This window comes from Streptococcus sp. 263_SSPC, from assembly GCF_001071995.1.
GTDB lineage: Bacteria > Bacillota > Bacilli > Lactobacillales > Aerococcaceae > Granulicatella.
In genome coordinates this window covers 1-12,462 of sequence record NZ_JVNU01000024.1, presented here as the reverse complement: position 1 = coordinate 12,462, position 12,462 = coordinate 1, and the positions used below count along the sequence as shown (strand labels likewise).

General features: G+C 37.0%; 10 protein-coding genes and 1 pseudogene. 6 read left to right on the top strand and 5 right to left on the bottom strand.

Annotated elements, in window-relative coordinates; genetic code table 11:
• Positions 1-75: 75 nt before the first annotated feature.
• The 3 genes from ADH02_RS02540 to ADH02_RS02530 all read right to left on the bottom strand — a co-directional run bounded on the left by ADH02_RS02540 (position 76) and on the right by ADH02_RS02530 (position 2,142).
• On the bottom strand, positions 76-900 hold the full coding sequence (locus ADH02_RS02540; protein ID WP_048782334.1) for an IS3 family transposase: 825 nt from the start codon (positions 898-900) through the stop codon (positions 76-78).
• Positions 888-1,613 carry a helix-turn-helix domain-containing protein gene (locus tag ADH02_RS02535; protein WP_048782331.1) on the bottom strand — a complete coding sequence of 242 codons (726 nt, stop codon included), beginning with the start codon at positions 1,611-1,613 and terminating at the stop codon, positions 888-890. Before ADH02_RS02535 ends, ADH02_RS02540 begins: the two co-directional genes overlap by 13 nt.
• Before the next feature lie 91 nt (positions 1,614-1,704).
• The gene (locus ADH02_RS02530) at positions 1,705-2,142 is read right to left on the bottom strand and encodes a CopY/TcrY family copper transport repressor (protein WP_048782329.1); all 438 of its coding nucleotides are present in this window, start codon (positions 2,140-2,142) and stop codon (positions 1,705-1,707) included.
• A gap of 257 nt (positions 2,143-2,399) precedes the next feature.
• On the opposite strand from ADH02_RS02530, the gene nrdI reads away from it, so the two are divergent.
• The 4 genes from nrdI to ADH02_RS02510 all read left to right on the top strand — a co-directional run bounded on the left by nrdI (position 2,400) and on the right by ADH02_RS02510 (position 6,774).
• Positions 2,400-2,765, top strand: coding sequence for a class Ib ribonucleoside-diphosphate reductase assembly flavoprotein NrdI (gene nrdI / locus ADH02_RS02525; RefSeq protein WP_048782326.1), 366 nt, complete (start codon positions 2,400-2,402; stop codon positions 2,763-2,765).
• Complete coding sequence (nrdE, locus tag ADH02_RS02520) at positions 2,758-4,935, top strand: class 1b ribonucleoside-diphosphate reductase subunit alpha (protein WP_048782324.1); 2,178 nt, start codon at positions 2,758-2,760, stop codon at positions 4,933-4,935. The genes nrdI and nrdE overlap by 8 nt, the downstream gene beginning before the upstream one ends.
• Before the next feature lie 29 nt (positions 4,936-4,964).
• Positions 4,965-5,975 carry a class 1b ribonucleoside-diphosphate reductase subunit beta gene (gene nrdF / locus ADH02_RS02515; RefSeq protein ID WP_048782322.1) on the top strand — a complete coding sequence of 337 codons (1,011 nt, stop codon included), beginning with the start codon at positions 4,965-4,967 and terminating at the stop codon, positions 5,973-5,975.
• A 430-nt stretch (positions 5,976-6,405) separates the two neighbouring features.
• Positions 6,406-6,774, top strand: a complete 369-nt coding sequence (locus ADH02_RS02510; protein WP_065427005.1) for an Imm51 family immunity protein — start codon at positions 6,406-6,408, stop codon at positions 6,772-6,774.
• Between the two features lie 39 nt (positions 6,775-6,813).
• Here ADH02_RS02510 and ADH02_RS09740 read toward each other — a convergent pair whose 3' ends face one another.
• The gene (locus ADH02_RS09740; RefSeq protein ID WP_048782339.1) at positions 6,814-7,326 is read right to left on the bottom strand and encodes a DNA-3-methyladenine glycosylase I; all 513 of its coding nucleotides are present in this window, start codon (positions 7,324-7,326) and stop codon (positions 6,814-6,816) included.
• Between the two features lie 102 nt (positions 7,327-7,428).
• A pseudogene (locus ADH02_RS09735) lies at positions 7,429-7,809 on the bottom strand (NUDIX domain-containing protein); the annotation flags it as partial.
• A 120-nt stretch (positions 7,810-7,929) separates the two neighbouring features.
• Here ADH02_RS09735 and ADH02_RS02500 point away from each other — a divergent pair.
• Positions 7,930-9,282 (top strand): serine hydrolase, encoded by a 1,353-nt coding sequence (locus ADH02_RS02500; RefSeq protein ID WP_048782320.1) that lies wholly within the window; start codon positions 7,930-7,932, stop codon positions 9,280-9,282.
• Positions 9,283-9,574: 292 nt separating this feature from the next.
• On the top strand, positions 9,575-12,462 hold a 2,888-nt coding region (locus ADH02_RS02495; RefSeq protein WP_239681720.1), incomplete at its 3' end, for a CshA/CshB family fibrillar adhesin-related protein.

Here is a 12,462-nt window from a genome sequence, read left to right as displayed (position 1 = left end):
GTGAAGTGCACCCTGTCAAGTAGACAGGAAAATAATTAAAGTGTATGACGAGTTCATAAGAACTCGTCTTTTTATTTATGCTGGGATTTTTAATCCCATTGATAAAGTAATTCTTTTCTTATTATAGAACTGAATATACTCCTCAATTTTCTTGAAAAGAGATTCATAGGTTTTGAAATGATATAAACGATATACTTCTTCCTTTAATGTCCCCCAGAATGCTTCAATTGGTCCATTATCGATACATCTTCCAGGACGGGACATACTATGTGTTATTTGTCCTTTTTCTATAAAGTGCTTAAAGAAATGAGAAGTATATTGGAATCCTCGATCACTATGAATCATTGTTTTTGTTGGAATTATCTTCCTTTTTATTTGATTAAAAGTATCTTTAACGATTTGATTATTGTTTTGCTTAGATATTTGATATGCAACTATCTTCTTTGTACCATAATCTAAAACTGCACTTAAATAAGCTTTTTCTCCCTTCCCATACTTCAATTCAGTGATATCCGTTAATAGTAGAGCCATTGGCTCGTACTCTTTTTTAAATTCTCGATTTAAAATATTAGCTGCAGTGTATTCTTCAGTGTTCGATTTATAACGATAACGTTTTTTTCGTATAACTGCCTTTAATCCCATTAGTTTCATAAGACGCTGAATACATTTATGATTCACTTTTGCATTTCTATAATAGTTTAAATAGATTGTGATACGACGATATCCATATATACCTTGAACAGATTCATATACTTCGTCTATTAATTCCATTAAACGACGTAGTCGTTTTTCAGATTCCGAAGGGACACGATTTAACCATTTATAATAGCCAGCTCTACTAACTTTTAACACTTTACATAATAGAGTAATATGAAATCCTCTTTTACTTAATTTTTTAATCGTTTGATATTCCGCTTCAAATCTCGTTTGGCAAACATCAACTCGCTTTCCACTTCTTGTAATTTTTTTAGTGCGGCATTTTCTGTTTCTAAATATTCGTTTCGCGCCTTTAATATTGCCATTTCTGCACGAATACGCTCAGTTTCTGTCTGTATATTTTCTGGTTTTCGTTTCCCTCGACTGTCTATTAATCCATCAGGACCATATTTTTGATATTTTTTTACCCATTGATACACCAAGTTGTAAGAAACGTTATATTTCTGTGCGGTTTGTTTATAGTTTAATTGATTTTGAATACAGTCTTTGACGATAAGGATTCTTTCTTCGTGCGTTGTTTTTCTATATTTCATAGTGTACACCTCTGGCTTAGGATCGTAGGCCTTCGTGGCCTCACCATTAGTATACTTAATAATCCAATTTCGTACAGTTCTAGCAGAAGGAATTTTGTATTTTCTTGCGATTACTCTTAAATAGGTTTTCGATTCTAAAAACTCTTTAACCACCTTTTCTTTAAATTCCTTTGTATAAGTGTTAAACCCGTCTCGATCTTCTAATGCAGAAGGTCCATTTGCTTTATAGTTCAAAAAATACATATTAAATGCTCCAGGTGAAATCTTTAAACCATATTCACTACGCAGCTCACGAAAAGGCACACCATCTAAATACAATTCTATGAATCGTTCTAATTCTTTTGCAGTATGTTTCTTAGCCAATCTAAAAAATACCCCCTCTAAAGTAGTTTACTTTTTTTAGTGTCTACTTTAGAGGGAGCATATCAGTGGCTTTAAGCAATAGGTTTTTGTTTTAGTGATGGTGATGACAATTACATTGACCTGGTAGGCAGTTACATGCAACAGATGTTGGAGCAGTGGTTGCTTTGTCCTTTAAGGCGTCCATTAAATCTTGAATGTCATCTTGACTCAAAGTCGCCTTATCAATCAGTGTATGTAATAAATTTCCATTCTGTTTATGGCAAACTTGATCTAAAAGAACATCGGTCTCTTGGTCGAGTTGTGCTTTCTCAGAAATCGTTGCCGAGTAGTGGAATGGTTTCTTTCTGTCATCGATTTGAATATATCCTTTTTTGGTTAAACGGATAATGAGTGTTTTAATTGTTGAGTCACTCCAAGAAAATGAGCGTTGCAATTGTTCGATAATATATCCGCTTGTGCTGTTTGGATTCGCCCATAGAACACGCATGATTTGACGCTCAGAAGGGCTCATTGGTTGAAATTCTGTCATAAATAGAACTCCTTTCTACAGGTTTAGTCTACAGTCGTCAACCGTTTCTGTCAATCATTTTACTTGATTTTTCGCTTACACTAAATGTCGGGGGTAGGTAGCAAGAGTCACTATATTTTGTGTTTCGTAAAAAAAACAATACAAAATGTTGTTAAAATGTTGCAAAAAACTTCTAGGCTGGATATAATTAGTCTCGTGAGTTTCAAGTGAGCTAGAAATACATTTAGCTGTATTTCGAATTCAGAAATGGAGTAACTGTGAAAGTCGTTTATTTATCGCTAACTGGAAAGACAAGACAATTCGTAAAAAAATTGGACTGGGATTTTATCGAGATTTCTAAGAAAAATTCTACAGTACAAATGGAAGAACCTTATATCGTCATTACACCAACTTATGGAGATCAAGTGGCGAATTTTTTTTATGAATTTATTGATTTTGGCGAGAATCGCGCGCTATTAAAAGGGGTTGCCGGTTCAGGGAATCGCAATTTCAATACAAGCTTTTGTTCGAATGCCAGAGCGTTAGCGGCTAAATACCAAATTCCATTGCTGCATTGCTTTGAAAATCAAGGTACAGATAAAGATGTACAAATACTAATAGAAAAGGTGAGAGAGATTGGATAGTCCAAAATTAATTAACAAGACTCAAGAAGTTACATACTTCGCATTAAACAATGAGTTAAACCGTCCAGTTGATGGGAAAATTCCATTGCATAAAGATCGTGAAGCGGTTCGTGCGTTCTTCTTAGAACACGTTAACCCAAATACAGTTTTCTTCTATACATTAGATGAAAAACTCGATTACTTAATCGAACACGATTATTTAGAAGCAGAATTTTTAGGGAAATACAACCGTAAATTCGTTAAGAAATTAATGAAAGAAACGTACAAGAAAAAATTCCGTTTCCGTTCATTCATGTCTGCGTTCAAATTCTACAAACAATATGCAATGAAGACAAATGACGGTCAACGTTACTTAGAACGTTTTGAAGATCGTATTGTATTTAACGCTCTTTTCTTGGCAGATGGTGATGAGCAATTAGCACATGATTTAGCAGAAGAAATGATTACACAACGTTACCAACCAGCGACACCAACATTCTTGAATGCCGGAAGAAAACGTCGTGGGGAACTCGTTTCATGTTTCTTAATTCAAACAACAGACGATATGAACAGTATCGGTCGTACAATCAACTCAGCTCTTCAATTATCAAGAATTGGGGGAGGAGTAGGGGTAAGCTTGTCTAACGTTCGTGCAGCAGGTGACCCAATCAAGAAAATTGAGAATGCATCAAGCGGTGTTGTTCCAATTATGAAATTATTAGAAGACAGTTTCAGCTACTCAAACCAATTAGGTCAACGTAACGGTGCCGGTGCGGTTTACTTAAACGTATTCCACCCAGATATCGTATCGTTCTTATCTACGAAAAAAGAAAACGCGGACGAAAAAGTACGTGTGAAGACATTATCACTTGGGTTAGTTGTTCCAGATAAATTCTACGAATTAATCAAAAACGATGACATTATGTACTTATTCAGCCCTTACGATGTGGAACGTATTTACGGCGTACCATTCTCATATGTGGACATCACTAAAGAATATGACAACATGGTGAACAACCCTGAAATTCGTAAATCTAAATTACGTGCGCGTGATTTAGAAAACGAAATTAGTAAATTACAACAAGAATCTGGATATCCATATGTGGTGAATATCGATACAGCCAACCGTGTAAACCCAATTGATGGAAAGATCATCATGAGTAATTTATGTTCTGAAATCCTACAAGTTCAAGAACCTTCAGTAATCAACAATGCTCAAGAATATGAACACTTAGGAACAGATATTAGCTGTAACTTAGGTTCAACAAACATCGTGAACTTAATGAAATCTCCTGACTTCGAACGCTCTGTAGAGGTAGCCGTTCGTGCATTAACATTCGTAACAGACCACTCAAGTATTGATGCTGTACCAACTGTTAAAAACGGAAACAGCAAAGCACATACTATCGGTCTTGGAGCGATGGGATTACACACATTCTTTGCATTAAATCAAATGGAATACGGCTCACCTGAGTCTATCGAAGCCACTGATTTATACTTCAGAATGTTGAACTTCTACACATTGAAAGCAAGTAACAAGATTGCTAAAGAACGCGGTAAATCTTTCGAAGGATTTGAACGCTCTAAATACGCAACAGGTGAATACTTCGACAGCTACATTGCGGAAGATGTACAAATTCAATCTGAAAAAGTGAAGAAAATCTTCGAAAAACTTCCAATTCCAACTGCAGAAGATTGGAAACAATTAAAAGAAGACGTGATGAGCGGTGGATTATATCACCAAAACCGTTTAGCAATTGCGCCAACTGGTTCAATCAGCTACGTAAACGAAACAAGTGCTTCATTACACCCAATCACTCGTTTAATTGAAGAACGTCAAGAGAAGAAGACTGGTAAGACTTATTATCCAGCTCCATTCTTATCAAACGACACTTTACCATTCTACAAATCAGCGTACGATATCGATATGCGTAAAGTCATCGACGTATACGCAGCAGCTCAAAAACATATCGACCAAGGAATGAGTTTGACATTATTCATGCGTTCAGAACTTCCTGAAGGATTATATGAATGGAAAGAAGGACGTACAAACAAAATGACAACACGTGACTTAAACATTTTACGTAACTATGCGTGGAATAAAGGCATCAAGTCAATCTACTATGTACGTACATTTACAGAAAACAACGATGAAATCGGAAGTAATGCTTGCGAAAGCTGCAGCATTTAATGGGAATACGAAAGAAAGGACAAAAGCTCATGAGTACAAAACGATATTTTAATGAGATTCTTTCTCAAAATTCTACTCAACCAGTAGAGTACTATAAAGCGATTGACTGGAACCAAGTTGAAGACATGATCGATAAATTAACTTGGGAAAAACTAACAGAGCAATTCTGGTTAGATACACGTATTCCAGTATCAAACGACTTGGACGACTGGAGAACATTATCTCCAGAAGAAAAAGATGTAGTAGGGAAAGTATTCGGTGGATTAACATTATTAGATACGCTTCAATCAGAAGAAGGTGCAAGCTTAATGAAAGATTACGTGCGCACTCAACACGAAGAAGCCGTATGGAATAACATTCAATTCATGGAATCAGTTCACGCGAAAAGTTACTCAACAATCTTCAGTACTTTGCATACAAAAGCAGAAATCGAAGATATTTTCGAATGGACAAACAACAATGAATACTTACAATTCAAAGCAAGAAAGATTAACGAAATCTACCAAAGTAGAGATGCATTGAAGATGAAAGTTGCCTCAACAATGCTTGAAACATTCCTATTCTACAGTGGGTTCTTTACACCACTTTACTACTTAGGAAACAACAAGCTTGCTAACGTAGCTGAAATCATCAAGTTAATCATTCGTGACGAGTCAGTTCACGGAACTTATACAGGATACAAGTTCCAACAAGGCTACAATGAATTATCTGAGTCAGAACAAGAAGAAATGAAGATGTGGGTATACAACTTATGCTTGGAACTTTACCAAAACGAAGTGAAGTATACACAATCTATCTATGACCAAGTTGGTTGGACTGAAAAAGTTAAAGTGTTTATTCGTTATAACGCGAATAAGGCGCTTCAAAACTTAGGGTTCGATCCATTGTTCCCGGATACTGCTGAAGATGTGGATCCGATTGTGATGAACGGGATTTCAACTGGGACAAGTAACCATGATTTCTTCTCGCAGGTCGGAAATGGTTACCTACTCGGTAGTGTTGAAGCGATGGATGATGAAGACTATACAAAATGGTTGTAATTTCAACTCAAACAGGTTCCTAAAAAGGAGCCTGTTTTTTGTTGGTGCAAAGGTAAAACACTTAGAGCCTTCGGCTACGTTCAATAATTATAAGAATAACTGTACCGCCTCAAGCCAAGGTCTTGAGGCTACCAAGCTTCAAACACTCTCTAGAAAATAAATTTTCAAGAGAGTGTAATTCACATTGGTTACGCACGTTATTCTTATGATTATTGGTATCTGTGGCTCTTTGTGTTTTACGTTAAAGAGCAGAGTGCTTTAAGAATCTGTTTGGTGAAATAATCTATTTTGGTAGGTTCCTCATTCATGATTTCAACCCCTCGTAAATGGACCGGTGCTGGGATAGAGTGGGTGCGCTTCATGGGAGTGGCTCGACAAATGGTGTGATGATGGGTAGAATAGAGGAAAATGAATTGAGGAGTCGTAGTGGATGTCGTACGAAGATTTAAATAAACAATTAGAACCCTTTAAACTCATGGTATTCGATGAGCGGACAGAGGATGTATGGGCAACGCTGGTGCTCTGGTTAAATGAAGACTATAAACAAAATGTGTTTGATACAAGGCAAGAAGATGGATTCCTTGGAAATGGCTATGATTGGAATTCGCTTGCGACTGTCTTTTTAGAAGAAAAGATGCCAGAATTAGTAGACGCATTGTCATTTGATTCGGAGGCGGGATTGTTTTCAATCGGGTCAGAAGATGTGGAAGCAGTGAAGAAGTTTGCTGTTGGATTTAAAGCGTTATGCGACGATGAGAGTGAAATGGCAGACTTATTGAGTCGAGCAATATTAGATTAAAAAAATGAAGTGATACCGTATACGGTATCACTTCATTTTTTATTTACAGGGACAAGTTGTTAAATGGTCATTTACCATACCAACAGATTGCATAAAGGAGTAGACAATCGTTGGTCCGACAAACTTAAAACCTTCTTTGAGAAGAGCGTTGCGGAACTTTTCAGCAAGGGTCGTAAAGGCTGGGACTTCTGCCATAGTAGTGTATTCATTAATGATGGGCTTATGGTCGACAAAGCTCCAACAAAAAGCGTCAAAGCTACCATACTTTTCTTGAATCGCAAGAATTGCTTTGGCGTTGGCGATAGCGGCACGAATCTTCAGTTGATTACGAATAATGCCTTCATTTTGAAGAAGAGATTGGAGTTTAGCTTCGTTATACCTAGCAACCGTTTGGATATCGAAGTTGTCAAAAGCTTCTCTGAAGTTTTCGCGCTTATTGAGAATCGTAGCCCAGCTAAGTCCTGCTTGCATCGTTTCTAGTGTGAGACGTTCGAAGAGTGCTTGGTCATCGTGGCAAGGGACACCCCATTCGTTATCGTGGTAATCCATCATCTTTTGTGAGTGATAGGCCCAAGAGCATTTTTCAGGTGTGAGGGGCCAACCAAATTCAGAAAGAGGGTTACCCGTTTGATAGTTTTCGAGAGCGACCTTATTAAACTCTGAAATCTTTTGTGGCAACTTGGATAGAGAAAACCATTTGAATTCTTCAATCTTCTCGGGTTCGCCGTTATGAATTTCAAAGTGAGGAAGTTTTTCAACGTCTACTTGGAAATAAAAATAGAAATAATCATGTTCGTCAAAATGCATATGAAGCGTCGTATAGAAGGAAAGGGCGCTTGAAGGAATTTCGAGGCCGATTTCTTCACGCGTTTCACGCAGGGCAGCTTGTGTAATGGATTCATTGGCTTCGATATGCCCGCTGACAGTTGCGTCATAATAGCCGTCCATAAATCCAGTATTCATTCGTTTTTGAAGGAGTACCTTTTTTCCTTTTTTAAAGAAGAGAAAGACGGCACTTCTGGTTAAATGTCTCATGTTGTCACCTCTAGTTCTAAGAGTAGTCATTTTTCGAAGAAATGTAAAGATTTTTTAATATGGATTAACTTGCTATGGATTTGATATTTTAATATGATGATACTAGAGAGTAGGGATAAAATGAAGAAATTAAATAAAATTTTTTTTGTGTGGATTTTAATCGTCACAGTACTTACAGCAAATATTAAAGTGTTTGCGCAGGATTCTATTTCGCAGATTATTCAAGCAGAAGGATATGATGTTTCGATTGCAGATATGCCCAAAGCTTCGATAGTAGCAAGTGTCTCAAATGGTGAGATTCTTTGGCAAGAGAATCCAGACTTGGAACTTGATCCAGCAAGTTTAACTAAATTGATGACAATTTTCATTGTTTATGATGCGGTTAAATCGGGAAAGATTAGTCTGATAGATAAAATACAAGCAACTGCTAGTGATCAAGCAATTTCAGGAATATCAATATTAAGTAATACCCCAATAATAACTGGGGTAGATTATCCTGTTATAGAATTAGTGAAAATGTCGTTAATTCATTCTTCAAATGTAGCTACAACGATGCTTGCTAATTTTTTAAATAATGATGCTGATGGATTCATCGATTCTATGAATGCTAAAGCAAAAGAACTTGGGATGACAAACACGACTTTTACTGGACCATCAGGGGCCTTATCCAGGGATTATGCAGGATATTATAGCCCTAAAAAGTATTCTTTAACGGCTCCAAATCAAACTACTGCCAGAGATTTAGCGAAATTATCTATTGCCTTACTAAAAGCCCATCCAGAAATTACAGAAATTACCAAACAAAATACTGTCACAGTGATGGAAGGGACACCGTATGCACAAACTTTAAAAAACACAAATCACTCTGTTGAAGGAGATATATTTGGTGTACCTGGAGTTACGGGATTAAAAACAGGTTCTAGTGATACAGCAGGTTACAATTATATTGTTAGTTATCAAAAAGATGGTATTGAATTAGTTGAGGTAGTGCTGGCGGTTGGTTCTTGGCCAAGTGCACAAGGTGAATTTAATCGTCATAAATTTGGGAATGCGATTTTAAAATATGTTCTTAAAACATTTGAACAAAAGACGGTTTATAATGCTGGAGTTCAAACTATTCAAGGGAAAAAAATTAAAATTAATGAACCGATTAATATATTTGTTGAGAAAGGTAAAGAACCCCAAACGAGTTTAAGTGGAGATCATCTTACAATTTCTACCCCTTTCGGAACACTGTATGAAACAAATTATATGGTTAAGTTTGAAGAAGCTGATTCTGGTGAAAAAGAATCAACGATTGTGGCGAACGAAGGAGCGCCTGAAACTACGAAAAACGTTATAGATAAAACTTTAGAATCGATAAAAAATGTACCAGTTGTATTGTGGATGATATTAGGTGCGGCAATTGTAATCTTAATTATGTTGCATATTTTATTAAGTAAGTTACGTTCTAAAAAGAGAAAGAAGCTATAGAAAAGTAAACAAAACTTATTTGTACATATTAATGAAAGTTTCCCCTTTCCGAATAACCGGGAAGGTGATATTGCGTTCGCAATTTATTCACATTTGAACTGTTGGGATTTTGAGTAATTAATTCACAAGTAAAATGTAACCTGATTGTAAAGAAACCCGGTTAGAAATAGTTTGAAAATACTCTTGGATATGGTAATATGTTTAGTTGAATAAGATTGAAAAAAATTCCTGTTCAGTGAAAATTCACAAATTATCGAAGTAGAAAAGAATTAAAAAAGAGAAGAGGTAGAAGATGTTTAGTTCAAAAAACATTCAAATGAATGAGCGTAAAAATGGTTCTAAAGTAACACGTTACGCCATCAAGAAATTAAGCATGGGTACAGCATCAGTAGCTGTAGCATTAGGATTTATGTTTGTACAAGGGCAAACAATTGTACATGCGGACACTGTTGAAGCAACAACTGCAGAAACAACAGCAAAAACTGCAGAAGAGAAGAAAGATACGGTCGAAGACGACAAAGCAATTTATGAAGTTGCTGTAGAAAAAGCTGAAGCAACAACTGCAGCTGAAGGGGTAACCCCTTCAGAAAAAACAGAAGCAACAACTGCAGCTGAAGGAGTAACTCCTGCAGAAAAAACTGAAGAAACAACTGCTGCAGCTGAAAAGAAAGAAGAAACAACAGCCGCAACAGAGAAAGCAGAAGAAACAACTGCTGCTCCTGAAAAGAAAGAAGAAACTACAGTAGCTGAAGAAAACAAACCACGTACGCGTTCAAGACGTGCAGTTGCTGAAAGTGAAGCTACACCTGCATCTGATGATACTGTCGGAGAAGACGTTGTAGACGCAACTTCTACTCCTAAAGTAGAAAAACCAGGTTTTACACCAAAAATTTTAGCAGAACAATTATTAAAGCAAGTTTCATGGTTAGACTTCGGTGATAAAGCAAACTGGACAGGTGCTGAAACAACAGCGGATGGCAAATTAGCCCTTCAAGTGGGTGCTACTTATACGAAAGAAGTAATGCCTGGTTATATTGTTAAAATTAAAGTGAAATCTTTAAAACCATTCCAAGCAACAGAAATTTATAAAAAACGGTTGGAAGAGCGAGGCGCTACAGACGAAGAAAAAGCAACTTACGATCCAAACGCTAAAAATGGTTATATCAACTCTATTGGTGATGCAACAACAAGAAAGGCTTTTAATAATAAAGAAGAAGCAAAAGTAATTGCGGATCCACAAAATAGATGGACTGAAATCCGTAAAGAAGGTATCGACACTGGTAATAAACAAACTACGATTTCTTCAGAATTCAACGGTGGAAATATCGGTGTTCAATTTGATGTTTCAGCAACTTATAATGGAAAAGCAGTAAAACCAGCAATCGTTATGGCCGATGGTGAGTCAGCTAACCCAGGTGAGTTAGTACTCTTCACTACAAACGGTTCAGGTTGGCAACATGTTGGGGAATGGTTAAAAAATAATAATAAGAATACAAAAAATTATATTCCTCAAAATACAGCAGATTTATTTGACCCATCAAAAAATTACGGTAGTGTAAACGTTGATGGAGTTAACTTTAGTGCACTTAACTTAAACCTTTTACGTAGAGCAACTGGTGTGGGTGAAGAAGGTAAAACTGTAGCATGGAAATACTATGGAAGCGCAGACTTGAAGACAGGTGGTTTAGGAACAGGCGTATTTGGTCCTAACGTTTCTGCAAGCACGATTGCCGTACCTATGGTAATGACACGTGGTGCTTCTGAAATTGGATTATATATCGCATCTTCTGGTAAACAATCAGCAATGCTTGGTTTCTTACCATTAGATGAAGGGGATGCTCCAGATTCATACGGAATCGCAACACATGCGATGAACCAAGTCAACGGGGTAACCGGCGCAGCTGTTAACCAACCATATCTTGGGGATACTCGTCCAGATATGGATGAAAACTTAGAGCGTACAGACTGGAAAGGTGACGATAAGGACGGTACAGGCGATGAAGGTATCAACCAAATCTTACCAGCAGACTTAAAAGGCAACACCAACGGAATGATCGCCTTAGAGCGTACACGTCCTGGTAACTATACGTTAACAGTACAAGCAAACACTGGTGGAGCTCCTGAAGCTTATGCTTACGCATGGGTTGACTTTAACCAAAATGGTAAATTTGACGAAAACGAACGCTCTGAAAAAGCAACAATCACTAAAGATGGTAATGTAACATTACAATTTAACAACGGTCCAATCTTAAGCGATCTTCAATTAGATAAATTAGGCGTGCGTGTTCGTGTATCTACTTATGCACCAGATATTGAAAGCCCAACAGGTATGTCAATGTCAGGGGAAGTAGAAGACTTTGAAACACAAGTAATCTTCCCACCAAAAGGAAGCAAAAAAGAAACTGTAAACCTACAAGGCGTGAAACAAACTGCAACAGTGGAATTTACAGCTCAAGGTAAGCAGCGTTACTCAAGAACTGAGGATGCAGTGATTGATGAAACAGTTGAACCATTTATCGTTGATGAAAATGGTCAAAAAGTTGAATTAGACGCTGAAGGCTACTATGTTGTGAACGGAGAAGGTAAATACCGTGTAACAAGTGCTGGTAAAGACGTTAAAGTGGAATTTATTCCAGATAACGGCTTTGTTGGAACTGCAACAGGTATTACAATTCGTCGTCTGGACAACAATGCTGTAGATACTGGGTGGAATACAAAAGATAATTCTCAACCTGTTATCAGTGATCAAACAAACACAATGGATGGTCGTTACATTCCAACAGTAACTCCATTGTCTGACGAAGTAACTTCAGAAGATTTACAAGGAATTGAACATGACAAACAACTTACATTTACAAATGGAGCAGGCGAAGTAAAACCTTCTGCTGCAACACCAATGGTTATTGTGAATCCAGAAACGGGTGGGCTCATTGGTAATGAAGCTCCAGCGATGAAGGATGGTAAGGTAGTTGGATTATATGAGATTGATCCAATAAATGGAACGGTGAAATTTACGCCAAATAAAGACTTTATTGGAACTCCAGATCCAATCTTAATCCAAGTGGTGGACGAAGCAACTGGCCGTACTTTAGCCGGAATTAAATACACTCCAACTGTAAATCCTGTAACTCCAGTAGGTGAAAACAAAGAAACAACTGGTAAACAAGGACAACCACAATC